The organism is Parasedimentitalea denitrificans (genome assembly GCF_011813015.1).
Classification (GTDB): Bacteria; Pseudomonadota; Alphaproteobacteria; order Rhodobacterales; family Rhodobacteraceae; genus Parasedimentitalea; species Parasedimentitalea denitrificans.
This window is the reverse complement of the sequence record NZ_QHLQ01000019.1, coordinates 25,251-49,314: the sequence shown is the minus strand read 5'-3', so window position 1 is coordinate 49,314 and position 24,064 is coordinate 25,251. Positions and strand designations below refer to the sequence as shown.

19 protein-coding genes are annotated in these 24,064 nt (G+C 55.9%); 11 read left to right on the top strand and 8 right to left on the bottom strand.

Annotated features, from left to right (window positions below; genetic code table 11):
- Positions 1-142 precede the first annotated feature (142 nt).
- Both DL239_RS16575 and DL239_RS16570 read right to left on the bottom strand, forming a co-directional pair.
- On the bottom strand, positions 143-844 hold the full coding sequence (locus tag DL239_RS16575) for a winged helix-turn-helix domain-containing protein (RefSeq protein ID WP_167685215.1): 702 nt from the start codon (positions 842-844) through the stop codon (positions 143-145).
- Positions 816-1,109 (bottom strand): hypothetical protein, encoded by a 294-nt coding sequence (locus DL239_RS16570; RefSeq protein WP_167685214.1) that lies wholly within the window; start codon positions 1,107-1,109, stop codon positions 816-818. Before DL239_RS16570 ends, DL239_RS16575 begins: the two co-directional genes overlap by 29 nt.
- A gap of 113 nt (positions 1,110-1,222) precedes the next feature.
- Here DL239_RS16570 and DL239_RS16565 point away from each other — a divergent pair, with 113 nt between their 5' ends.
- From DL239_RS16565 to DL239_RS16550, 4 genes are all read left to right on the top strand, one after another.
- Positions 1,223-1,753: a hypothetical protein gene (locus tag DL239_RS16565; protein ID WP_240931899.1), complete on the top strand. Its 531-nt coding sequence runs from the start codon at positions 1,223-1,225 to the stop codon at positions 1,751-1,753.
- A 102-nt stretch (positions 1,754-1,855) separates the two neighbouring features.
- Entirely contained in the window at positions 1,856-2,473 is a 618-nt protein-coding gene (rnhB, locus tag DL239_RS16560; protein ID WP_167685213.1) for a ribonuclease HII, read from the top strand.
- 107 nt (positions 2,474-2,580) lie between these two features.
- Positions 2,581-3,684, top strand: a complete 1,104-nt coding sequence (locus tag DL239_RS16555; protein ID WP_167685212.1) for a site-specific DNA-methyltransferase — start codon at positions 2,581-2,583, stop codon at positions 3,682-3,684.
- Between the two features lie 168 nt (positions 3,685-3,852).
- A complete protein-coding gene (locus DL239_RS16550) occupies positions 3,853-5,238 on the top strand; it encodes an adenylate/guanylate cyclase domain-containing protein (RefSeq protein ID WP_167685211.1) in 1,386 nt (461 codons plus the stop codon).
- A 92-nt stretch (positions 5,239-5,330) separates the two neighbouring features.
- Here the strand turns inward: DL239_RS16550 and DL239_RS16545 are convergent, their stop codons facing one another.
- Entirely contained in the window at positions 5,331-5,945 is a 615-nt protein-coding gene (locus DL239_RS16545; protein ID WP_167685210.1) for a helix-turn-helix domain-containing protein, read from the bottom strand.
- 312 nt (positions 5,946-6,257) lie between these two features.
- Between DL239_RS16545 and gcvT the strand changes: the two genes are divergently transcribed.
- From gcvT to gcvP, 3 genes are all read left to right on the top strand, one after another.
- Positions 6,258-7,355, top strand: a complete 1,098-nt coding sequence (gene gcvT / locus DL239_RS16540; RefSeq protein ID WP_167685209.1) for a glycine cleavage system aminomethyltransferase GcvT — start codon at positions 6,258-6,260, stop codon at positions 7,353-7,355.
- Between the two features lie 17 nt (positions 7,356-7,372).
- Positions 7,373-7,738, top strand: a complete 366-nt coding sequence (gcvH, locus tag DL239_RS16535) for a glycine cleavage system protein GcvH (protein ID WP_167685208.1) — start codon at positions 7,373-7,375, stop codon at positions 7,736-7,738.
- A 122-nt stretch (positions 7,739-7,860) separates the two neighbouring features.
- A complete protein-coding gene (gene gcvP, locus DL239_RS16530; RefSeq protein WP_167685207.1) occupies positions 7,861-10,716 on the top strand; it encodes an aminomethyl-transferring glycine dehydrogenase in 2,856 nt (951 codons plus the stop codon).
- Positions 10,717-10,776: 60 nt separating this feature from the next.
- On the opposite strand, the gene DL239_RS16525 is transcribed toward gcvP, so the two are convergent.
- Positions 10,777-11,814 (bottom strand): zinc ABC transporter substrate-binding protein, encoded by a 1,038-nt coding sequence (locus DL239_RS16525; RefSeq protein WP_167685206.1) that lies wholly within the window; start codon positions 11,812-11,814, stop codon positions 10,777-10,779.
- A gap of 99 nt (positions 11,815-11,913) precedes the next feature.
- Here DL239_RS16525 and DL239_RS16520 point away from each other — a divergent pair, with 99 nt between their 5' ends.
- Genes DL239_RS16520 through DL239_RS16510 form a run of 3 tightly spaced genes read left to right on the top strand, consistent with a single transcriptional unit; the run spans position 11,914 to position 13,948 of the window.
- Positions 11,914-12,396 carry a Fur family transcriptional regulator gene (locus DL239_RS16520; protein WP_167685205.1) on the top strand — a complete coding sequence of 161 codons (483 nt, stop codon included), beginning with the start codon at positions 11,914-11,916 and terminating at the stop codon, positions 12,394-12,396.
- Entirely contained in the window at positions 12,393-13,145 is a 753-nt protein-coding gene (locus tag DL239_RS16515) for an ATP-binding cassette domain-containing protein (RefSeq protein WP_167685204.1), read from the top strand. Before DL239_RS16520 ends, DL239_RS16515 begins: the two co-directional genes overlap by 4 nt.
- On the top strand, positions 13,142-13,948 hold the full coding sequence (locus DL239_RS16510; protein WP_167685203.1) for a metal ABC transporter permease: 807 nt from the start codon (positions 13,142-13,144) through the stop codon (positions 13,946-13,948). The genes DL239_RS16515 and DL239_RS16510 overlap by 4 nt, the downstream gene beginning before the upstream one ends.
- Positions 13,949-13,956: 8 nt before the next feature.
- Here the strand turns inward: DL239_RS16510 and DL239_RS16505 are convergent, their stop codons facing one another.
- Positions 13,957-16,236, bottom strand: coding sequence for a response regulator (locus DL239_RS16505; RefSeq protein ID WP_167685202.1), 2,280 nt, complete (start codon positions 16,234-16,236; stop codon positions 13,957-13,959).
- Positions 16,237-16,257: 21 nt separating this feature from the next.
- Positions 16,258-17,109: a PhnD/SsuA/transferrin family substrate-binding protein gene (locus DL239_RS16500; RefSeq protein ID WP_167685245.1), complete on the bottom strand. Its 852-nt coding sequence runs from the start codon at positions 17,107-17,109 to the stop codon at positions 16,258-16,260.
- Positions 17,110-17,401: 292 nt separating this feature from the next.
- On the opposite strand from DL239_RS16500, the gene DL239_RS16495 reads away from it, so the two are divergent.
- Positions 17,402-21,424 carry a PEP/pyruvate-binding domain-containing protein gene (locus tag DL239_RS16495; RefSeq protein WP_167685201.1) on the top strand — a complete coding sequence of 1,341 codons (4,023 nt, stop codon included), beginning with the start codon at positions 17,402-17,404 and terminating at the stop codon, positions 21,422-21,424.
- A gap of 64 nt (positions 21,425-21,488) precedes the next feature.
- On the opposite strand, the gene tviB is transcribed toward DL239_RS16495, so the two are convergent.
- Together tviB and DL239_RS16485 are read right to left on the bottom strand one after the other, a co-directional pair.
- Complete coding sequence (gene tviB, locus DL239_RS16490; RefSeq protein WP_167685200.1) at positions 21,489-22,766, bottom strand: Vi polysaccharide biosynthesis UDP-N-acetylglucosamine C-6 dehydrogenase TviB; 1,278 nt, start codon at positions 22,764-22,766, stop codon at positions 21,489-21,491.
- A 74-nt stretch (positions 22,767-22,840) separates the two neighbouring features.
- Positions 22,841-23,524, bottom strand: coding sequence for a hypothetical protein (locus DL239_RS16485; protein WP_167685199.1), 684 nt, complete (start codon positions 23,522-23,524; stop codon positions 22,841-22,843).
- Between the last annotated feature and the right edge of the window lie 540 nt (positions 23,525-24,064).

Here is a 24,064-nt window from a genome sequence, read left to right as displayed (position 1 = left end):
CCGGGCCCTCTTATCAGCTGTGCGCAGTGACTATGTGGGGTGCCACAGATTGAATTCCAGAGCCAGCGCCCGTGTTTCTTTTTGCCAAAATACTCAAATCTGACATCTCCAAATTATGGCCGGCCAGAGACATCCAGGCGCATCAGATCATCCGGATCACATCTTTGCTGATCGCCAGCACATAGCCCCGTTTGGCGATGTTTTTGACCAACAACTCACTGATCAGCTGATTGCCCATGGTATCGCGCAACCGCTTTATTCGGGTAGCCCCGGCCGCTTCTTCACAGTCTGTGGCATCACGACCCGAAACCACCCCCTCGATTTCAGCACCCGACATCACATCGCCATCCAGCCGGGCTTCTGCCAGAACCGACAGGGTTTCCATCGCCGCCGGGGTCAAGCGGAACCCCATATTGTTCAGGTACACGGTGTTTTCCTCCCGACTGATCAATAGCTCTGTCACCTGAATGCCAGCCCGCTCAATCTGCGCCATGCGCCGGTTCAGCAGCACCAGCATCGACAAAACAATCAAGGCCGCGATCATCATCGCGGTGGCAAACACCAGCAGGACAAAGATCACCATGCGATAACTGCTCAGCGTATCCGCAAACGAGGTGCCGGATTGCGCTAGGATCTCTAGCAGCTTGATCTCAGCCTGCGTGGTCAGATCATTTTCCACAAACAACTGTTCCACCCGCGCGTTAAACGCGTTGGCGTCGGGCAGGGTCAGCAGCAACAAGGTCCCCGCTGCAACCAGCAGGGCAACAATGGCGATTATTCCAAACGTTATGACCCGACCACCGGCGCTGCGGGCTTCAGAAACGGAGATAGTAGGATCCGGCATCGGGCTTCCTTTGTTCCAGTCCTTCGGGGCCAAAGACCGATATGACATTCAACAGGGTCCAGCCTTGCGGTGCAATGCGATCGCGAATCTCAGCCTTGGCGGCCCCTTTTTGGCAGTCGCCGGACAATTCAATCACACCGTAGTGCAACCGCAATGGGTTGTCCTGCTTGGCCTTGTAATCGGCATAGCAATCCGCCGCTAGGGCAGGGGCAGCCAGCCCCATAAAGGCGGCAATCAGCGCGGGTTTCAAAAGAAGATGTTTCATGTCGATCACCTTGGGCAATGACGGGGCGATATTCAATAACAACAAACGATTGCAGCAGTGGATATTCAATAACACTGGGCTGTTATTGCCTGTCTGACCGCCCCAAAGCCAGCATGAGACATACCGGCCACGTGCCGATCATGACACCCAACTGGAAAGGTTCCGCCATGCCATCCGCCATCCGCCCCAACCTGCACCGCAAATTCATTGCCTTTGTTCTTGCGACCTCAATTGCCATCACAGGGCTTTCCGCCGCTCCAGCCCGCGCCGATGACGATGTTGCCAAGCTGCTTGCCGGCCTCGCTGTCCTGGGCGTTCTGGGTGTCGCCATAAACAAGGAACGCCGTAAAAACAGAACCGTGACCCGCACAAGAGTTGATCCAACTCCTTCGTACCCGACACCGCGCCCCTTGCCGCCGCAGGTAACCCGCTATGATCTGCCAAAAGAATGTCTGCGTTACGTCCCCGAGTTTCGCGACGGTCGAAACCTGGTGGGGCAGCGCTGCCTGCGCAAGAATTACCGCCACAGTGTAAAATCGCTGCCACAACAATGTCGCGTCACATTCTGGAACGGACGCCAACATAAGAATGCGTTCAAACCCCGATGCCTGCGCCGCAATGGCTATCGCATGGTGCGGCGCTAATTCCGGCCGTAAAGAGCCTAGAGCAGACTGGAGGGCTTCGGCCTTCCTTTTTTCGTCAAAATTTTCCTTGTACTGGGGCCTGATTTTGGGTCTGACAGATACATGGAACAACCAGATTACAGCCTAGAGAGCGCCGCGCAACAGCGTGGCTATTTGCGGATTGCCGGAGTGGACGAGGTAGGACGCGGACCATTGGCCGGCCCGGTCACTGCTGCCGCGGTGATCCTTGACCCGGAAAACATCCCGCCCGGATTGAACGACTCCAAAAAGCTAAGCGCCAAAAAGCGTGAAGCCGTCGAGCAAGAGATTTTTGACCATGGAGAAGTGGCGATAGCCCACGCCACGGTTGAGGAAATCGACGAGATCAACATCCTGCGGGCGTCACATCTGGCGATGGAGCGGGCAGTGGCGATGCTGGATCCAGCCCCTGACTACCTACTGATTGATGGAAATCTGATCCCCAACGGGCTGAAACTGCCATCCGAAGCAGTGATCAAAGGCGACGGCAAATCAGTGTCGATTGCCGCTGCTTCGATTGTGGCAAAACTGTGTCGCGACAGATTGATGGTGGATTTAGCGCAACAGTACCCAGGCTACGGTTGGGAAAAGAACGCCGGATACCCGTCTAAGCAGCACAAAGCGGCCTTAGTCGATTTGGGGGTGACACAACATCATAGGCGTTCGTTCAAGCCGATACACCAGATGTTGTATCAAGAATAAACCACAGGTATTTGATTCAAAAAAGAAATTGACCTCGAATCACGGATGAATCATCCTGTGGATAACCAAATGAGCGTAAAAATACGCCGTGGCATCGAGGCAGAGACATGAACAAAACTATGGTAAAGAGCGCAGCCGCGCTCCCTTTAAACACGATTCTTGGTGGGGACTGCATCGATGTGATGAACAGTCTGCCTGCGGAGTCAGTCGATCTGATTTTTGCAGACCCACCCTATAATCTTCAGCTGAAGGGTCAGCTGCACCGTCCTGACAACAGTCAGGTCGACGCCGTTGACGACCATTGGGACCAGTTTTCCAGCTTTGCCGCCTATGACCAGTTCACCAAGGCTTGGCTGAAAGCCGCCCGTCGTGTGCTGAAACCAAATGGCGCGATCTGGGTGATCGGTTCATACCACAACATTTTCCGCGTTGGCTCGGCCCTGCAGGATCAAGGCTACTGGATCCTGAACGATGTGGTTTGGCGCAAGTCGAACCCAATGCCCAACTTCCGCGGCAAGCGTTTCACCAATGCGCATGAAACCATGATTTGGGCGTCCAAGGCCGAAGGCGGCAAATACACCTTCAACTACGAAGCGCTGAAGTCGCTGAACGAAGGTATCCAGATGCGTAGTGACTGGGTGCTGCCAATTTGCACCGGCCACGAGCGTCTAAAGAACGAGGCCGGCGAAAAGGCCCATCCAACCCAAAAACCAGAAAGCCTGCTACACCGGATTATGGTTGGCTCCACCAATCCCGGCGACGTTGTGCTGGATCCATTCTTTGGCACAGGTACCACCGGTGCCGTCGCCAAAATGCTGGGCCGCGAGTTCATCGGCATCGAGCGCGAAGAAGAATACCGCAAGGTGGCCGAAAAGCGTATCGCTTCGGTCCGCAAGTTCGACCGCGATGCATTGCAGGTTTCCACCTCCAAGCGCGCCGAACCACGGGTGCCATTTGGCCAGCTGGTCGAACGCGGCATGCTGCGCCCAGGTGAACAGCTGCTCAGCATGAATGGCCGCCACAAGGCCAAGGTGCGCGCAGATGGCACGTTGGTTGGCGATGACGTCAAAGGCTCGATCCACCAGGTTGGCGCCAAGCTGGAAAACGCACCTTCGTGCAACGGCTGGACCTACTGGTGCTTTAAGCGTGACGGCAAGACGGTGCCGATTGACGTCCTGCGTCAACAAATCCGCGCCGAGATGCAGGCCTGATCTAACCAATACCAAAAACTCAGCCACACCGCCGGTGCCCGTGTCTCATCACGCGGCACCATACCTTGCCCCGCCTGTCAGGCGGGGTCTTTTGATTCACGCATTGGTTAGGGGGGTTCCTTTTGATCTAGTACGGGCATATCTAGGCTTCGTCCCAAAGGAACAGCCATGACCGACACCACAGTTGCGCCCCAGTCATCCTTCCGCCCCAAACGGCACGTAGATCTTGCTGATGTTGTTGCCGATAATGCCTATGTCGAGGACACCCTAGCGACCCACAAACGCCGAGGGCTGGAATGGGCCATTCGCGCCCGGTGGATTGCGATGCCTCTTATCGGGGTGATGCTGGTCTTTCTTAACCCGGCCTGGGACGTCCTTTATTACCATGGGATACTGGCCCTTCTTTGCCTTAATGGCTGGCTGATGGGCCGGCTGGGGAAAGTCGGCCGGTCGAAGGCCGAGCTGTTTCTGATCTTTATGGACCTTTTGATCATGACATTGGGGATGGTGATACCCAACCCGTTTGCGCCGCAGGATTTCCCGATCGCAATGCAGTATCGGTTCGATAACTTCATCTATTTCTATGTCATTCTGGCAGCCGGCACCTTGGCCTATTCTTGGCGCACGGTAATCGCCATTGGCACTTGGTCCGCAGGAATATGGATGACAGGCGTCACCCTGGCCTGGTGGCTGTCCCCAGTGGATGAGGCGCTAAAGCAAAAGTCAGCTGATACATTTGCAGGCAATGATCTGTTGATACGCTTCATGGATCCCACCAACTTTATGGTTCACATGAGGGTCCAGGAAGTGGTGGTTTTTCTCATCGTTGCCGTGATCCTTGGGTTTTCAGTCCGCCGGTTCAATGCACTGCTGATGAACAATGCCAGCCTGACACGGGAACGCACCAATCTATCGCGGTACTTCTCGCCCAACGTGGTGGACCAACTATCGCAAAACGATGACCCCTTGAAACAAGTGCGTCGGCAGGATGTCGCTGTTCTGTTCATCGACATAATCGGCTTTACCCGTCTGGCCGCCGGGCAGGACGCCCTGAAAGTGATCGAACTGCTGCGCGGATTTCATGGCCGGATGGAACGCGAAGTGTTCCGTCACCATGGCACATTGGACAAGTATCTAGGCGATGGTTTGATGGCGACCTTTGGCACCCCCATGGCTGGCACTCAGGATGCCACCAACGCATTGGCCTGTGCCCGCGACATGATCTCGGCGCTAAACCAATGGAACCTGGCGCGACGCCGTGCCGGTGAGCCAGAGATAAACGTCGGCATCGGCATTCATTATGGTGAGGCGGTTCTGGGTGATATCGGCGCAAACCGGCTGGAATACGCAGTGATCGGAACAGCCGTGAATGTGGCAGCTCGGCTCGAAGTCATGACCCGAGAGTTGCAGTCGAACATCGTAATAAGCGAGTCGCTCCGTCAGCAAATCCAAACAGAAAATATCGACACCAGTTTGGTAGTCCCGTTTGACCGACAACCCGATCAGGAAATTCGAGGGCTGGATCAACCGATGACCGTCTGGACCTCGCAGTGATCTGAGCCTGATGGGATGAGCGCAGGCCAAACCCAATTCGCCGGTAATTTGGATTATGTTAAACGGCGACCGGAATCAGTCCACCGGCCTGCTCACATCTCCAACGACACCCACAGTACTCGCGCATCTTCATCACTGGTGGACACACAGCCGTGCCCCATGCCGCTGTCATAATAGACACTGTCACCAGCGCGCATCTCTAGCGGCCGGTAATGTTCAGTATACAATGTCAGCGAACCGCTGATCACATACATGAACTCTTCGCCACGATGGCGGACCCAGCTTTCAAATTCACTCACATCGCGGGCTTTGATCGTACTGATATAAGGCAGCATGCGTTTGCTGGTCAGCTCAGTACACAGCAGCTCGTGGTCATAGGTGGCGGTTTCCTGATGCTCCCCCTTGCCGGTCAGCGTATAGTCCCGGCGCCCCGAGATATCGCTTTTGCCTGACTGCACAAACAGTTGTGGCGTTTTCAGATCCAGCGCCTGCATCAGTCGCCGAATGATATCGAAACTGGGCTTGGTCAGGTTGTTTTCGATCTTCGATAACGTAGACCGGCCAATCGCAGCCATCTTTGCCACGTCCTCCAGCGTCAGCCCCTTTTCCTTGCGCGCAGAGCGAATCATCTGGCCCAAAACCTGCCCATCGGGCGCTTCCCTCCCCTCAGCCACGGGGCCTGCATCTTCTGTCTGAACCGGCTCCATGCGCATTTTCTCCTATCTTCAGGCGGTTTAATCCCGACTTTCACACTGTCAAAACAACCTTACAATCAATTTTGTTGCCAATAGGGAAAAAGTTTCCTAAAGGAACATTATACGCTCTATACGTATACAAGCGCATACACTGTTGATTTGAACCCGCCATTTCCCGAGGCCATCAGATGACCTTAACCAGACCAAAAATGATCCACGGTTGTTCAGCAGGTCAGAATTGGCCAAACTCTGGCAGGGTCCACAACAGCCGCCACATCTCGAAATCTGCACCCCTGAACCGCACCCAACAGAAAGACACCCGCCATGACTGACGCGCCAAAACGTACCCCGTTATATGATCTGCACGTTGAACTTGGCGGCAAGATGGTGGATTTCGCCGGCTGGGAAATGCCAGTACAATACCCCATGGGCATCATGGGCGAGCACAACCACACCCGCACCAAGGCCGGTCTATTTGACGTCAGCCACATGGGTCAGGTGATCCTGCGCGGTGAAGGTGCAGCCGAAAAGCTGGAAACACTGGTGCCTTCCGCGATGACCACTCTAAAAGAAGGCAAAGCGCGCTACACCTTCTTTACCAACCCCGACGGCGGCATCATGGATGACCTGATTGTGGCCAACGCCGGCGATCACCTGTTCCTGGTCGTCAACGCATCCATGCGTCATCAGGACATCCCGCACATGGCGAAAAACCTGGATGGTGTTGAAGTCACCGAAATTTTTGACCGCGCATTGGTTGCGGTACAGGGTCCTGCCGCTGAAAACGTAGTTGGCGACATCTGCCCAGCTGCGCGTGAAATGACATTCATGCAGACCATGGTTGCCGACATCAACGGCGTCGAATGCCGCATTTCACGCCTCGGCTACACCGGCGAAGACGGCTTTGAAATCTCCATCCCCGAAGACAAAGCCGTCGAGGTCTGCCGCGCTTTCCTTGCCCATGACGACTGCGAACCCGTTGGCCTTGGCGCCCGCGACAGCCTGCGTCTGGAATCCGGCCTGTGCCTCTATGGCAATGACATCAACAACTCGACCTCGCCGGTCGAGGCCTCGCTGACCTGGGCCATGCAAAAACGCCGCCGCGAAGAAGGTGGCTTCCCTGGTGCCGAACGCATCCAGCGTGATCTGGCCGAAGGTGTTTCCAAGAAACTGGTTGGCATCAAACCAACAGGCCGCGCGCCCGCCCGTGCCGGTGTCGAAGTACAAGATGCCGACGGCAACACCATTGGCTCCATCACCTCGGGCGGATTTGGTCCAACGGTTGGCGCGCCGGTTGCAATGGGATATGTCGCAACCGAACACAGCGAACCAGGAACACAAGTCAATCTTCTCATTCGCGGCAAGACGCAACCTGCTGAAATCGCTGCAATGCCTTTCGTCACCCAGAATTACAAACGCTAAAGTCCAGGAGCCGAACAATGACAACTTATTATTCCGAAGAGCACGAATGGCTGACCGTTGAAGGTGAAACCGCCACCGTAGGCATCACCCAACACGCCGCTGACCAGCTGGGCGAGATCGTATTTGTCGAGCAGAAAGAAGTCGGCGACGACTTTGAAAAAGGCGACGACATCGGCGTTATCGAATCCGTCAAAGCCGCCTCAGAAATCTATGCCGCAGTTGACGGTGAAGTCATCGAAGCCAATGGCGCTCTCGAAGACAACCCAGGTTCCCTGAACGAAAGCCCCGAAGGCGACGCTTGGATCTACAAGATCAAGCTAACCAACGCGGATCAGCTAGAAGATCTGATGGATCTGGATGGCTACAAAGCCTTCATCGGCTAAATTTGGGCTCCGCCCGTTTGAGGTGGAAACTGTCCCCCGGACAGTTTCCGCTTCACCACAAACTCCCCACCGGAGGCTCTCGAAGCCCCGGCACGCGCAGACCCTTCCAAAGGAACACCCCCATGGCCTTCAAGCTGACCGATTACGAAGCCTATGATTTTGCCAACCGCCGCCACATTGGCCCCAGCCCACGTGAAATGGCTGACATGTTGCAGGTTATTGGCTTTAAAACCCTGGACGAGATGATCGACGCAACGGTCCCAGCCTCGATCCGTCAGGCCGAGGCCCTGGACTGGGGTCCTGCCATGACCGAGCGCGACGCGCTGTTCCACATGAAAGAGGTCGCAAGCAAGAACAAGGTGCTGACCTCTCTGATCGGTCAGGGCTATTACGGCACCACTACGCCTGCGCCTATCCTGCGCAACATCCTGGAAAATCCTGCCTGGTACACCGCCTATACTCCGTATCAGCCAGAAATCTCGCAAGGCCGTCTTGAGGCACTGTTGAACTTCCAGACCATGGTCAGCGATTTCACCGGCATGGACATTGCCAATGCCTCGCTGCTGGACGAAGCAACCGCCGCTGCCGAAGCTATGGCCATGGCCAAGCGCAGCAGCCGTTCCAAGGCCAATAACGCAGCCTTCTTTGTCGACGCCAACTGTCACGCGCAGACAATCGCCGTGATCAAAACCCGTGCCGCACCACTGGGTGTCGAGGTTATCGTTGCTAACCCAGATGAGCTGGTCGCCGAAACCGTCTTTGGCGCCATCTTCCAGTACCCCGGTACCTACGGTCATGTGCGTGATTTCACTGACGAAATCGCCGCATTGCATGCTAACAAAGGCCTCGCCATTGTTGCCGCCGACATCCTGTCACTGGCGCTGCTGAAATCGCCTGGTGAAATGGGTGCCGATATCGCCATCGGCTCGACCCAGCGTTTTGGTGTTCCGATGGGCTATGGCGGTCCACACGCCGCCTATATGGCCACCACTGACAAGCTCAAGCGCTCTATGCCAGGCCGCATCATTGGTGTGTCGATCGATTCCCACGGCAACAAGGCCTACCGCCTGGCGCTGCAAACCCGCGAGCAGCACATCCGCCGCGAAAAAGCCAACTCCAACGTCTGTACCGCTCAGGCGCTGCTGGCTGTCATGGCGTCCATGTATGCGGTTTATCACGGCCCTGATGGCATCAAAGCGATTGCCCAGTCCGTGCACCGCAAAACTTCGCGTCTGGCTGCAGGCCTCGAAGAAAACGGCTACAAGGTTGAACCAGAAGTCTTCTTTGACACCATCACTGTCGAAGTTGGCCCATTGCAGAAAACCGTTATGGAAGCCGCCGTTGCCCGTGGCATCAACCTGCGCAAGATCGGCGAAACCAAGATCGGCGTTAGCCTGGACGAGCAGACCCGCCCAGAAACAATCGAAGCCGTCTGGGGTGCTTTTGGCATCGACAAGAAAGACGACAGCGTTGCAAACCGCGCCTATCGTCTGCCAGATTACGCCCTGCGCGAAAGCGAGTATCTGACCCACCCGATCTTCCACAAGAACCGGGCCGAGGCAGAGATCACGCGCTACATGCGTCGCTTGGCTGACCGCGATCTGGCGCTGGATCGGTCGATGATCCCGCTGGGCTCTTGCACAATGAAGCTGAACGCCACAGTGGAAATGATCCCAGTAACATGGCCTGAGTTCGCCAGCCTGCACCCCTTTGTGCCGCAGGATCAGGCGCAGGGTTATCATGAGATGATCAACGATCTGAACGACAAGCTGTGTCAGATCACCGGTTACGACGCCATTTCCCAGCAGCCCAACTCGGGTGCGCAGGGTGAATACGCCGGCCTTCTGACTATCCGCAATTACCACGCGGCCAACGGTCAGGGTGGCCGCAACGTTTGCCTTATCCCAACTTCGGCGCACGGCACCAACCCCGCCACCGCCCAGATGGTTGGCTACAAGGTGGTTCCGGTCAAAGCGGATGAAGACGGCAACATCGACCTGGCTGATTTCCGCGAGAAGGCCGAAAAGCATTCCGATGCTTTGGCTGCCTGCATGATCACCTACCCGTCCACCCACGGTGTGTTCGAAGAAACCGTGCAAGAGGTTTGCCAGATCACTCATGATCACGGCGGTCAGGTTTATATCGATGGCGCCAACATGAACGCCATGGTGGGCCTTGCCCAGCCCGGCAAAATCGGCGGCGACGTGTCCCACCTGAACCTGCACAAAACCTTCTGCATTCCTCACGGCGGCGGCGGCCCCGGCATGGGTCCGATCGGTGTCAGATCTCACCTGATCGAGCACCTGCCCGGCCACCCCGAGTATGGTTCCGCAGTTGGTCCGGTTTCGGCAGCCCCCTTCGGTTCGCCATCGATCCTGCCGGTCAGCTGGGCCTATGTCCTGCTGATGGGTGGCGCAGGTCTGACCCAAGCAACCAAGGTTGCCATTCTGAACGCCAACTACATCGCGGCCCGTCTGAAAGATGCCTATGGCATTCTTTACACATCCAAAACCGGTCGCGTGGCACACGAATGTATTCTCGACACGCGCCCTCTGGCGGATGCGGGCAACATCACTGTTGATGACGTTGCAAAACGTCTGGTCGACAGCGGGTTCCACGCACCAACCATGTCCTGGCCAGTGGCTGGCACGCTGATGGTCGAACCAACCGAGTCAGAGCCCAAAGCCGAGCTAGACCGGTTCTGCGATGCGATGCTGTCCATCCGGGCCGAGGCGCAGGATGTCATCGATGGTAAGATCGACGCCGAGAACAACCCACTGAAAAACGCACCACACACAGTGCGGGATCTGGTGGGTGACTGGGATCGTCCCTACACCCGCGAAGTGGCCTGCTTCCCTCCAGGTTCTCTGGGTGTCGACAAATACTGGTCGCCGGTCAACCGGGTTGATAACGCCTATGGCGACCGCAACCTGGTCTGCACCTGCCCAGCAATGTCGGAATACGAAGACGACGCCTGATCCGTCAGGTCGCACATCAAACAACAGCCCCGTCGCTTGCGGCGGGGCTGTTGCATTTTGTTAAGAGCAGTCAGCCATACGTTGACCCAGATCCATTAGCAAAGTCGTATAAAACTGCGGCCCCAGCGGAATCTCTGTTCCCATCGGATCAATCACAGCTGTCTTGGCCCCAGTCCCATCCAGAACCGTCGCCACCAATCCCGGATTGAACTGCGGTTCCGAGAACACACAGCTTGCCCCCAGTTCTGCCACCGTATCTCGCACCTCGGCGATCCGTGCCGGGCTGGGCGACGACGCGTCGCTAAGTGAAATTGCCCCCAGTGCCGACAGGTCAAAACTGGCCTCAAAGTACTGATAGGCATCATGGAACACCACAAAGCCGCCGCTCCGCAATGGTGCCAATCCAGCGTCGACTGTAACCACAGCCTGATCAATCTCTGCCCTGCCCGCCACCGCGTTCGCACGGTAGGCCTCGGCGTTATCTGGATCATGCTTTGTCAACTCAGTAGCGATCAGATCTAGCCACAGTTTGCCGTTCTCTGGTGATAGCCAAGCATGTGGATCTACACCCTCATGCCCGTGATCGTGGTCATGACCACCGTCTTCGTGCCCGTAGTCATGACCGTCGTGGTCGTGTTCACCCTCTTCATGAGCATCCTCATGGCCGTCGTGGTCATGTTCGCCCTCTTCATGCGCATCCTCATGACCCTCTTCTGCGTGATGATCGTCGTGTGCCGCAAACCGCGCGCCTTCTCGGAACGGCAGAGCAATCACCCCGTCGCTGTCCAGCAACTCAACCACAGTTGCATCCGCGGCCAGCGTTTCAACTGATCCCTCCAGCCACGGAGTCAGCGCCTCGCCCATCCAAAATACAAAATCCGCGCGGTTCAGGGCCAGAGCCTCGGACGGGCGCATCGAATAACCATGCGGCGAAGCCCCCGGCTGCACCACTAGGTCCGGCGTCCCCACTCCTTGCATCACCCGCGCAACCAGCCCATGCACCGGAGCGATATCTGTCGCAACACGCGGCACATCGGCCTGCCCCGCGCTGGTGAATAGCAAACTTGCCATGGCTGTGATTGCAGTTGTTCGTAACATAAAGCGCCTCATGTGATCTTATAACATTACACGGCTTGTTAAATGTCATACTATAACATATCAAGCGCTAAATGACCTAACCCAGCGGAGACGTGACAGATGGGATCCATCGGCTTTACAACGCACAACCATGCAAACTGCATCAGCGATTGCGTTGCAGCGGCGGATCAACATTGCAGTGAACAGGGGCTACAGCTAACCCCGGTACGTCGCCGCGTTTTGGAAATTCTGCTGCAACAACACCAGTCTCTTGGGGCGTATGATATTCTAGACCACCTTCGAAACGAAGGTCTTGGTTCTCAACCCCCAGTCGCCTATCGCGCGTTGGACTTTCTGGTCAAACATGGTTTCGCCCATAAAATCGAGCGGCTGAACGCCTTTATCGCCTGCACCCATCCAGGCGAAAGACACGCGCCCATTTTCATGATCTGCCGCCAGTGCAACGCCGTGGCCGAAACTCATACCAACCTGAACGAGGGGCAATTGGGGCAACTGGCACAAGAGGTCGGCTTTCAGATCGAAGGCACTGTGGTCGAAGTCGAAGGCCTGTGCCCGAAATGCCAGGACCACCCCGCATCATGAGCCTTGTTACGTTACAGAACCTTAGCGTTCGCCACAGCGGCAATCCCGTTCTGACCGATGTCAATTTTAGCATCACCAAAGGTGAAATCGTCACAGTCGTCGGGCCAAATGGCTCGGGTAAATCAACGCTTTTGCGATCCATCATTGGCGCTTTGCAGCCCAGCTCTGGCCAGATCAACCGCGCCCCCGACCTGCGCATCGGCTATGTTCCGCAAAAGCTGCATATCGACGCCACCCTGCCCCTGACTGTGCGCCGGTTCCTAAGCCTGCCTAAACGCGTGTCCAATTCCGTCGCAAAGACAGCTCTTGACCGGGCCGGTGCGGCTAATCTGGCAGATCGGCAAATGTCGCGCCTGTCCGGCGGGCAGTTTCAACGGGTTCTGCTGGCCCGCGCCCTGCTGTGTGATCCGCAACTGCTCATTCTGGATGAGGCAACCCAAGGGTTGGACCAACCCGGTTCCGCCTCTTTCTATCAGCAGATCGAAACCGTTCGCCAACAACTGGGCTGCGCTGTCCTGATGGTCAGCCATGAATTGCATGTGGTCATGGCGGCCTCGGACCGGGTGATCTGCCTGAATGGTCATGTCTGTTGCGAGGGCGAACCCGAGCAGGTTGCATCGGCCCCCGAATATCGTGCGCTATTCGGCACCGGAACCCATGGGGCGCTGGCGCTGTACCGCCATGAACACAACCACTCGCATGACAGCGACTGCGATCACGACCACCACAATCACGAGGCCGCAGAATGATTCTGTTCGACAGCTTTCTAATCTACGCGGCGCTGGCCGGACTTGGGGTTGCCATCGCTGCTGCCCCACTTGGGTGTTTCGTCGTTTGGCGTCGAATGGCCTATTTCGGCGACGCCACCGCACATGCCTCAATTCTAGGGGTGGCGCTGGCACTTAGCTTTGAAATGTCGATTTTTGCAGGGGTGTTGATTGTCTCGCTGTTAATGGCCGCCACCGTTTCCACGCTCAGCAACCGAGGCTACGCCATGGATACGGTCTTGGGCGTCCTCGCCCATTCAGCGCTGGCCTTTGGTCTGGTGGCTGTGTCGTTCTTGCAGGGTGTGCGAATTGACCTGATGGCCTACCTGTTTGGCGAGATTCTGGCCGTTGGCCCGATGGATCTGACGGTGATCTGGGGTGGAGCCCTGCTTGTCCTAGGCTTGTTATGGTGGCGCTGGTCGGCCTTGCTGACTGCTACACTCAATCCTGATCTGGCCTATGCCGCCGGAATTGACCCACGTCGCGAACAACTGGTTCTGACTTTGGCCCTAGCCCTGGTTGTCGCAGTGGCCATCAAAGTTGTCGGCGTTTTACTGATTGCCGCGATGCTGATCATTCCCGCTGCAACGGCCCGGCCCTTTGCCTCCACCCCGGAACGCATGGCGCTGATGGCGGCCTTTATTGGCAGCATATCAGCCTTTGGTGGATTGCAACTGGCGTTTACTTTTGACACCCCTACAGGGCCAACAATTGTATGCCTTGCAGCAATACTGTTCGCCGTATCCAACGTTGCCAACCTGCTGTTTCGCAGCCCCTCTACCTGACCCTGGGGTCAGGTTCCGGTTTTCAACACAACTGAAGTTTCGGTGTTTTTCGCAATCGCGCCCCACAGGGCCTTTTTGTTGATTGGCTTGCTCAGGAAACCATCCATGCCGACCTGCAAGCATTTGTCTTTGTCAGCAGGCATCGCATTGGCGGTCAGCGCAATAATTGGACAGTGGGCAATATTGTGCGCATCCTCATACTCGCGAATGATCATGGTTGCTTCCAACCCATCCATTTCAGGCATCATCATGTCCATCAAAACCACATCAGGACAGGTATCGCGGTACATCTGCACTGCCTCAAGTCCGTTTGCAGCGACAATAGTTTCAGCCGGAGCATCCTTTAACATTTTGCGCACTACCAATTGATTGGTCTTATTGTCCTCAGCCAGCAACACCCGCAACAATTTCCCTTGCTGTCCCCCAGTCGCAATCTCGGGGTTAGGTACAGGCGGCTCTGGTGCCAAGTGCAACGAGCGGCTGATCACACTATGCATTTGCGCTGATCGCACCGGCTTCAGGGCCAGTTCACACGGGGAAAGCAATTGCTTCGTCTCTGAATCCAGCGACTGCTCAACCGACGAAAGGATCACCAGTGGCAACTTGGCATGCTCCGGAATGGCGCGTATCCGGATGGCCAGTTCCCGCCCATCCATACCCGGCATCTGATAGTCTTGCAGCACCAGATCAAACGCTTCACCGCGCTCCCGGGCTGCCGCCAAAATCTCTAGAACTTCCTCTCCGGAAGACGCCAATGTGCAGTGAATTCCCCAGGTCGTCAGGCGCTCAAAAAGGATCGTTCTGTTCAGTTCAAGATCATCGACAACCAGAACCTTCAAACCTTTCAGGTCCAGACTATCAACCCAGACCGGTTCACAGTCTTCGCCACTGGCCAGCAGCGGCAACTGCATCGTAAAGACCGACCCTTCTCCCGGGTTAGAGCGAGCTGAAATCTCCCCACCCATCAGTCGCAATAGCCGGGTTGAGATCGCAAGACCTAGACCTGTGCCCTCAAAGTTCCGAGTAGCGGCACCGTCCACCTGTTCAAAAGCGTTGAAGATATGGTCGATCTTGTCTTCGGGGATGCCAATGCCAGTATCCGTGACCGATATGGTCAGATCGCAAAGATCACCGCTCACCCCACCGGAAACTTCGATGAAGACATAGCCTTCCAGCGTGAACTTAACTGCGTTGCCAATGATATTGGTGACCACTTGGCGGATGCGCCCGACATCACCCTCAAAAACTGTTGGCAAATCAGGATCATACCGCAGGGTTATTTCGACCCCCTTGTCGACCGCAGCCGGCGACAGCAATGTCACCACATCTTCAATGGCGGTCTGCAGATTAAAGGTATCAAGCTCCAGCTTCATTTTGCCGGATTCAATCTTTGAGAAGTTGAGAATGTCGTTGATGATCGTCAACAACGCCGAACCGGATGTGGCAATGGTATCGGCGTACATCTTTTGGTCTTCGTCCAGATCTGTCTCTAGGATCAGCTCTGCCATGCCAATAACCCCATTCATTGGGGTGCGAATTTCATGAGACATATTGGCCAGGAATTCAGATTTGGCCCCATTGGCGACATCCGCCGCTTCGCGAGCCTGCTCCAGGGCAAACTCGCGTTCGTCCCGCTCTGTAAATGTGTCCTCCAGCACTCCAACCGAAAAATTCAGTGCCGAATACTCGCGTGAAGCATACCAAGGGAGTTGTATCGATGGTCGTTTCAGCCCTGAAATTGCATCTGACATTCGTTGGTGAATCATATGCAAAGGCCGCATGGCCAGAATATGGATTAAGCACAAAACCAGTAAGGACAGCGCGCCAACTGTCAGGCCCGTCCACAAAATTGTCTGACGCACCGTTTTCTGAAGCAGAACCTGGCCTTCACTGGTCGACCATTTGACGACCATATGAGCAGGCACCATGCCTTCCCACTCTAGCGGCCGATCATACATGACGAAACTCCGCGGCTCGTCCCATGCGATGGTATGGGCCTCGGCAATTACTGTCCGGTCTTCACTCAGGATTTGAATTCCCAAAATTTTGGGATTGCGTGAGATCGCCTCGTTCAACCCTGTCTCCAGTACCGGCACATCCTCGACGATAATGGCATCCAGCATCAGTCCGCCCAGCAACGAAACCGTAAGGTCCGCCTGTTCAGACAGTTGTTGTGTCAGTCGCTGTGTTTCGTAGCGACGAGCCAGATCACCAACGACAAAAGCAACTAAAACAGCCGCAAGTGCCATCGACACAACAATCTGGAAAAGGATACTCGTCCGTTTCATCGAAATTTGTCTTTCTTGTTCTCAAAATAAATTACTTCGGGTCATTGCCTGACGCACAAAATCGTAGTCAGCATCGGTTCCTTCCAGAAAACCGTTCTTGGAAATCTGGCGCACAATCTCTTCGTTCTCGGACGCCAGCATGACACGGCGCATTGCCTCCACAACACGAGGGGATACATTCGCGCTGGCCAGCCAAGGTTTGGTCACATTGTCAAACGACATCAACACCCGAATAGGGACACCTTTAGTTACCAATTTCTTGTAAGTGCTTTCTTTTAGTGCGCCAGCAGAGAACCGACCGGCCCCTACAGCCTCGCCTACCAGATCATGACGGCCCAGATAGGCAAAATCCTGCAGCTCTGCTCCACTAATCCCAGCCTCCAGCAAATGCGACTGGGCGAGGTATCGACCAATGGTGGACAGTTCGTCACCAAAGGCAAAACTGCGCCCAGTCAACTGCTCAACCGACTGTAGATCGCTGTCTTCATGAACCACGATGACACCCTTGAACCGCTTGCTGCCCTTCTTGGACTCCATAGTTACCAGCTGCACATCCGCATTCTGCTTCATGGCAAGAACATAGGACGCAGGGCCAAAACGGGCGAAATCGACCTCTCCGCTTGCTAGCTGGTCAATCCCTGCCTCATATTCCTTGGCGATCTTCATCTTGATAGTGACGGTTTCACCCAGTTCCGCGCTCATCCGTTCGGCCAGGAAATTGAGAAACGGTCGGTATTTGCGAACGGTATCCGTCGGTTTGTCAGCGGCATAGGTGCCAAATGTCAGGGTCAAATCCGCCTGCGCGGTCACTGGCAGTATAGTTAACCCGGTGGCCAAGACAGCAACCCCTAGCTGAGCAGCCAGACGAGACATAGAGATGCGATGACTGATCTTGCGGAAAATAGTGAATGCAAAAGTCATGTTATAATCCTCAGGCTGCTGTTCAGGTGCTTAATAAATTTATAGCTCAGAACCAGTCTGGTCACATTGATCGAAAGATAAGGTTAACCTTCCCTCGAATTTTGGGACAGCTATTCGATTTAATTGATTTTTTTCGGAACGTTAACCAAACGGTAATACTTGTGACGTTTTCATGACAACTTGACATAATTTTTATGGACCGGCGCACAATCGACCGGCGTGAACACACGTGGAAAATTACATTATGCCCACCGCCCTTCGCCAAGCCCTACGAGGCACCTGCACAATTACGACGTGCGCCATTACATTTCTGGTAGTGCCCTCCGCTTCGTTCGCGATCCCCTCGCCGGACTTGGTGATAGGGTCCGTATCGTCCCTTGGCCAAGTGTTTGCCGTTGGGTTTGCAATGCTGTCCGGCCTTGGTGCGGTTGTCGCAACCAAGCTTGGTTTCGCACCGAAAAAAGGCGGGCCCGCAAAGAGTTACCCAGTAAAACTGATCGCAACACTCGTCATGATCTCTGCCGCATTGATCGCTCTCAACTATTGGCAGTATTCGCAACAAACCTCGGCTGAGTTGGCCAGATTGCAGGCGACATTGGTGCGGCCGGCCCAGTTTTCCGGCACCACGATCAAGGATGAGACGCTAAAGGAAACCAGCTTTAACAAGCAGCTTGATCACCCCTTGGCCATTTCAACAAGCGAGGCCGCAGCCTTGCTGAAGAGTGGTGAAACACAGTTTTATGATATCCGTGAAACGGGTGAAAACGCGATGGGAACCTTACCCGGAGCGACCCATATCCGTTTCCCTGACTTTCTCCAGTCACAGCCTGTAACCGGCGATCAACCGGTAGTTTTATTCTGCCATAACGGTAACCGCAGCTCAGAGACCTGTGAAAAGCTGGCCGAAATGGGTATTGATTGCCGCTTTATCTCCGGCGGAATTGAAAAATGGATTGTCGAAGGCAATGGCTTTAGTGACACCGAGGTTAAATCGCTCTCTGATCTGCGCGCCATTCCTGAATACCCGGGAAAGGACGTATTGCTCAGCACCGATGAATTCAAATCCCTGCTGGATACCGAAGCCCTGCAAATCGTCGATACGCGCTATCCCGGTGACTTTGAGACCGGCCACCTGCCGGGTGCTGCAAACATCCCCATTCGCGCCCTGCCAACGGACGAGTTGATGCGCCGCATTGATGCGCTGGACCCGGCCAAGCCCACAATTGCCGCCTGCTATGACCGTCGTAGCTGCTTTATGGGCCAGGTTTTGGGCTTGGAACTGGCGCAAAAGGGATTTGATTTCCGTGGTCGCTATACCCTGCCATGGGAGTTCTTTATTCCGCCAGCGCCCAAACCCCACATTCAGGACTGGCAAGCCGCCAACCAGCAGGGCCTATGGGACAAGGCGATCGCAGCCGTATCCACTGGCCTGCTCTGGGTGCACGAACGCAGCCATATCCTGTTGGGGCTATTGGGCCTGTCACTACTGACCCGGCTGCTGGTTCTACCAGTGGCGCTGAAATCCGAACGCGATCAGATCACCACAGCCGAAACCGCGGCTGAATTGAAATCCGTCAAGGAGAAGCTGGCCGATGATCCGGTCCGCAAGGCCCGTGCAGTGCAGGCGTTTTATGCAGACAAGGGGCTGACCCCAATGCGCAACCTGACTGCGCTGCTGTTCCTGCCGGTGATGATGCTCGGCGTTTCTGCCGCGCAACAGGCCAGCTCTGCCGTGCAAATTCCGTTCCTGTGGATGTCTGATCTGGGCCAGCCCGACCCAACATTTATCCTACCGCTCCTGTTCACCGCACTTGCCGGCGTCTATCTGGCCTGGGCTGTGGCAAAAACCCGTCGCCAGTCCATGTGGTGGCTGGGTCTGGGGCTTCCTGCCCTGTTCGCTATGGTGTTTGCTCTCGGCGCCGCCGCAAATGCCTATCTGTGCTGCAGCTTGGCGCTACTATTGGTGCAACGCGCCTATGTCACCGGCATGTTCAGCCGACTACGCCAGTCCATTACAGAACGGTCACATAAAACCGCCCTGCGTAAACTGCCTCGTGGTGTCATCCCCATGGGCTATAGCGAAGAGCTGGAAACCTCGGGCAACAAGGCCCTGCGCCTGTCGATCCTGAAAAACGCCGGCCTGCCCGTTCCCGGTGGTGTTGTGGTCCGTTCCGAGGCGATCGCAGACCTGCGGGAAATGTCGAAAGACCAGAAAGACACCTTTGCGGCGCAAATCTGGCAGCTTGCCGGTGAAAAACCCTGTGCGGTGCGCAGTTCCGCCAGCAACGAAGATGGCGCCGATCAGAGCTTTGCCGGCGTGTTTGACTCGGTTCTGGATGTGACCGCCGACACCATGCGCGATGCGCTGGATCAGGTTGTGGCCAGTTTCACCTCTGACCGCGCCGCCAGCTATGATGTCTGCGCCACGGATGAAAACGCAGGCAATATTCTGGTGCAACAGATGGTGCAGTCGGAATATGCCGGCGTGATGTTCACCCAGGACCCCACCGCCCCCGGGATGGTGATGATCGAATGGGTCAATGGCTGTGGCGAAGATCTGGTTTCGGGCCGTGTCACCCCAACATCGCTGCGTTTCGGCCGCTATACAGGGCTGCCAGCTGACGACGATCAGGATCAGACACTGGACCTGTCGCCTTTGCTAAAACTGGGTCGCCAAATCGAAAAAACATTTGGCTGCCCACAGGATGTGGAATGGGCCTATGCCGACGGTCAGTTCCAAATCGTACAAAGCCGCGACATCACCACGCTGAACCTTGGCTCAGAGGAAGAGAAAATCCGTCTGGCCGAATGGCGCAACGTGCTCGACCGATTTGGGAACTCAGATCCTGATCAGGCCATTCTGGCGCAGGACGAAATGTCCGAGGTCCTGCCTCGCCCCACGCCGCTGTCCTTCTCGCTGATGGGCCGCATGTGGTCGCCAGGTGGCAGTGTGGATCTGGCCTGCCGCCAGCTGGGAGTGCCCTACGGCCTGCCCGAGGGCCCAGACGGCCATATGATCAACCTGTTCGGCAAAACCTACGTTGATGTGGCTCTGAAACAAGGCATGACGCTGAATGTCAGCGCATCAAAGGCCAAGCAACTGCGCAAACAGGCCCGCCCGATGGCCGATCACTTCCGCAACGAAGTGATGCCCGATCTGGCCGACCAATTGGCCGTATGGCAGGCGGTTGACTATACTGCTCTGCCCCTGCCCAAGCTGATCGAAACCATCGACACGCTGCAACAGATGCTGGTGCAGGACATCTATGTCGAGGCGGAAAAGATCAACATTCTGGCTGGCTTCACCATGGGCGAAGCCAGTGCAGCCGCACAGGACGACCCGGCGCTGCGTGCCCAGCTGATGCAGGCGGCCCTGCCCAATGCACCGTCAACTCTGATCGCCAGCTGCAAGGGAAAATCAGCCCAGACCAAGGCGTTGCAACTGATGGGCCACCGGTCGATTTTCGACTACGAGCTCAGCTCGCCCCGCTACATCGAGGCCCCTACCCTGCTGTGGTCGCTGCTCGACACGGCTGATGAACCCACAACCGCTCACCCGCCGCCAGCCAACCTACCAGGTGAGCTGAGCGAGGTTCTGGAACTGGCAGTGGCGTTCCAGGATCTAAAGGAACAGGCCAAACATGAGGCCCTGCGCATCGTAGCTGAAATCCGCCGCGCTGTGTTGGCGCTTGGCCGTGTCACCAAATTGGACGATCTGATCTTCCATCTGACGCTGGATGAAGTTCTAACCGCTGATTGGGATCAGTCCGATGCCCGTCAGACCGCCCAAGACCGCAAACATCAGGCCGAACTACGCAAGAAGTCGGCACCGACTGAGGTCAGCCTGACCCTGCGCGACTGTGAAATGCTGTCACTGGGCAAGCTGGCTCAGGCTGGCGATGGCAGTCTTGGCGGCACCTGTGTGTCCGGCGAAGGCAGTGTCACAGGTCGGGTATTCTGGGTTGAAGACGAAAGCTCTGTTGATCCGGCCACCTTTGACGGGTTCCGGGATGGCGACATTCTTGTCTGCCGTATGATCAACCCAGCCTGGCTGCCATGGGTGCAACGCTCTGGCGCGGTCTTGTCCGAAGTGGGCGGCTGGCTTAGCCATATGGCGATTGTCGCCCGCGAGAAGGACATCCTGATGCTGGTCGCCTGCAAAGGCTTGGATCAACTGGATACCGGCAGCCGGATCAAGGTCAGCAACGACGGCAGCATCGAAATCTCTCAAATTGCGGAGCTAAAGGTCGTTTCAGCCTTATCTTAAAACCAAAAGCCTCCCGCAATCGTTGCAGGGGGCTTTTTTGTCCACGTATCGCAATTCAGTGCACCTAAAGGCGCAAATCTGATTGTTCTGGCGGCAAAACATACTTCAAATCATAGACAAGAGCCTCAGCCCGGCCCAGAGCGCGGATAGAGGCCTCATCCATGGCGCGGAATTCATCATGGGCCACAGCCAGTACAATGCCGTCATAAACACCCTGAGCTGGCTCTTGGACCAATTCCAGGTCAAACTCAGCCTGCGCATCAGCTTGCGCGACATTGGGATCGTGAACATCCACTGCAACGCCAAACTCCTCTAGGCCTCGAACCACGTCGATCACCCGCGTATTGCGCAGGTCCGGGCAGTTTTCCTTGAACGTCAGCCCCAGAACCAACACACGGGCATCTGCCATCTGGATCCGACGCTTTAGCATCGCCTTGATCATCTGTTGGGCCACATAATCGCCCATACCATCATTCAACCGTCGGCCAGCCAGCAGGATCTCCGGGTAATAGCCATGCCGCTCGGCCTTGTGGGTCAGGTAAGAGGGATCAACCCCAATACAGTGCCCCCCCACCAGTCCGGGACGGAACGGCAGAAAGTTCCACTTGCTCCCCGCCGCACGCAACACCGCTTCGGTGTCGATATCCAACTTGTTAAAGATCTTGGCCAGTTCGTTGATCAGCGCAATGTTGATGTCACGCTGGCTGTTCTCAATCACCTTGGCCGCCTCGGCCACGCGAATGCTCTCGGCGCGATAGGTGCCTGCAGTGACAATCTCGCGGTACAACGCATCAACACGCTCAGCTGTCTCAGGCGTCGAGCCAGAAGTCACTTTGACGATATTGGGCAGCCGATGGGTCTTGTCACCGGGATTGATCCGTTCAGGGCTGTAGCCCACGTAGAAATCGCGATTGAACATCAGCTTTGAGTGCGCCTCAAGGATAGGAACGCAATCCTCCTCGGTGGCGCCGGGGTAAACGGTGGATTCGTAGATAACGATGTCACCCGGCGCCAGCACCCCTCCCACCAGTTGCGACGCCAGTTTCAGTGGCGCTAGGTCAGGGCGATGACTGGCATCGATCGGGGTTGGCACCGTGACAATGTAGATCGAGCAGTCCGCAATATCTGCAACATTGCTGGTGAACGTCAGGTGTTCAGCCTTAGCCAGCTCATAAGGCTCAATTTCGCGTGTCAGGTCATGGCCTGTGCCCAGCTGTTCAATCCGGGTCTGGTTGATGTCAAAGCCAACCACTTCGCGATGCTTGCCGAACTCTACCGCCAAGGGCAAGCCGACATAGCCCAGTCCAATCACACAGATCCGATCTGCCGCACTGTTCTTCACTTGCTTACTCCTGATCCCCGGACCGGCCTGCGTCCGCAGCCTCTCCTATAAGTGACAGAGAGCCACCGCAACCATCACGACACCACCACAATCTCATCCACACCGGGATCGACATCGCGACAGGCAGCGAGCAGCCGCGGCATCAGATGCGCCATCACATAGGTGGCGTGGAACCGACTTGGCGCCAGCAGGGTCAACCGTCTCCCTGCTCTCCCTTGCCGAGTAAGCGCTTGAATCCACGAAGCATAGCCTGCTGGGTCTTCGGCATGCATCACCCCTTTCACAAGGCTCCATTCATTGCCATCAGACAGATCCGGTGCCGGGGCTGCACTGCTCACCGGGATTGGCACCACATTGCTGGCGGGGGTATCATCTCCACTTAACCGGTGTTCAAAGTCAGGACCTACTGCGCCCCAGATATCCTGAGTGTCACTGAGAATGCGATCCAAATTGATCCCGTATTCAGTAACTCTGCCCCGATAGCCCTGTCGTTTGACCACCAGCCAGCGCAAGGCGCGTAGCTTGGCCATCTCTCGTTTTACCGTGCGTTCATCAACATGCCACATGCGGGCGATTTCGCGTTGGCCCACAGCCAGCTCATCTCGGGTCCAGTTATAACGGGCTGTCATCAGGGTCATGAAACGCAGCACCAATCGCTGCTTGCCCTTATCCAACGCTAAGGCGTGCGTTCCCAGCGCTGTGAGGATATCATATTTGATAACCGAGGCATTGCGCCCGGCTGGTTTGGTGACAAGCATCTCTGCCCTCGTTTCGCATCCCGCACTTCGGCAGGTCTGTACCTCAGGTGTCCCGGCTTCACTGGCCCGGATCATGGTAGAGTGTTAACGCTGGATGGCTCCCTTGTGGGTGCAAGACCTAGAGCAACTCAGCGCTTTTCATCTAACTTACCTGATTTGCGTCCATTTGCTCGATTCTGTCAAGCACTCTGTGAATTGTTGGTCGGGCTTAATCTCTATTTCAAAAGAAATATTGGTATTAATGGTATTAGGGGACACCCTGTCTGTCCCCTAATGTCGCGAAAATGTCCCCCAATATGCAGTGGGGGGTAAATCATGTCCCCCTAAATAGACCCTTCAAATCAAGCATTTCGAATCGTCTAGCACCCGTTGCTCCGAATCGGTTCGCCGCGGTTCAGACAGCTATACAGGGCTACGTCCCCGCGGGGACAAACCCCTTTACAATACGATAATAGTTTTTGCGTTTTTTGCAAATTCGCCGTAAATAACCTGTAAGGCGGAATTTGCGTCCACTAAAAAACGCAAACGTCGAGCAGAGAT

Excerpts from the sequence above, each read along its gene's own strand:
- DL239_RS16575 (WP_167685215.1), bottom strand. The coding sequence starts at position 844 with ATGCCGGATCCTACTATCTCCGTTTCTGAAGCCCGCAGCGCCGGTGGT.
- DL239_RS16570 (WP_167685214.1), bottom strand. The coding sequence starts at position 1,109 with ATGAAACATCTTCTTTTGAAACCCGCGCTGATTGCCGCCTTTATGGGG.
- DL239_RS16565 (WP_240931899.1), top strand. The coding sequence starts at position 1,223 with ATGAGACATACCGGCCACGTGCCGATCATGACACCCAACTGGAAAGGT.
- rnhB (WP_167685213.1), top strand. The coding sequence starts at position 1,856 with ATGGAACAACCAGATTACAGCCTAGAGAGCGCCGCGCAACAGCGTGGC.
- DL239_RS16555 (WP_167685212.1), top strand. The coding sequence starts at position 2,581 with ATGAACAAAACTATGGTAAAGAGCGCAGCCGCGCTCCCTTTAAACACG.
- DL239_RS16550 (WP_167685211.1), top strand. The coding sequence starts at position 3,853 with ATGACCGACACCACAGTTGCGCCCCAGTCATCCTTCCGCCCCAAACGG.
- DL239_RS16545 (WP_167685210.1), bottom strand. The coding sequence starts at position 5,945 with ATGGAGCCGGTTCAGACAGAAGATGCAGGCCCCGTGGCTGAGGGGAGG.
- gcvT (WP_167685209.1), top strand. The coding sequence starts at position 6,258 with ATGACTGACGCGCCAAAACGTACCCCGTTATATGATCTGCACGTTGAA.
- gcvH (WP_167685208.1), top strand. The coding sequence starts at position 7,373 with ATGACAACTTATTATTCCGAAGAGCACGAATGGCTGACCGTTGAAGGT.
- gcvP (WP_167685207.1), top strand. The coding sequence starts at position 7,861 with ATGGCCTTCAAGCTGACCGATTACGAAGCCTATGATTTTGCCAACCGC.
- DL239_RS16525 (WP_167685206.1), bottom strand. The coding sequence starts at position 11,814 with ATGTTACGAACAACTGCAATCACAGCCATGGCAAGTTTGCTATTCACC.
- DL239_RS16520 (WP_167685205.1), top strand. The coding sequence starts at position 11,914 with ATGGGATCCATCGGCTTTACAACGCACAACCATGCAAACTGCATCAGC.
- DL239_RS16515 (WP_167685204.1), top strand. The coding sequence starts at position 12,393 with ATGAGCCTTGTTACGTTACAGAACCTTAGCGTTCGCCACAGCGGCAAT.
- DL239_RS16510 (WP_167685203.1), top strand. The coding sequence starts at position 13,142 with ATGATTCTGTTCGACAGCTTTCTAATCTACGCGGCGCTGGCCGGACTT.
- DL239_RS16505 (WP_167685202.1), bottom strand. The coding sequence starts at position 16,236 with ATGAAACGGACGAGTATCCTTTTCCAGATTGTTGTGTCGATGGCACTT.
- DL239_RS16500 (WP_167685245.1), bottom strand. The coding sequence starts at position 17,109 with ATGTCTCGTCTGGCTGCTCAGCTAGGGGTTGCTGTCTTGGCCACCGGG.
- DL239_RS16495 (WP_167685201.1), top strand. The coding sequence starts at position 17,402 with ATGCCCACCGCCCTTCGCCAAGCCCTACGAGGCACCTGCACAATTACG.
- DL239_RS16485 (WP_167685199.1), bottom strand. The coding sequence starts at position 23,524 with ATGCTTGTCACCAAACCAGCCGGGCGCAATGCCTCGGTTATCAAATAT.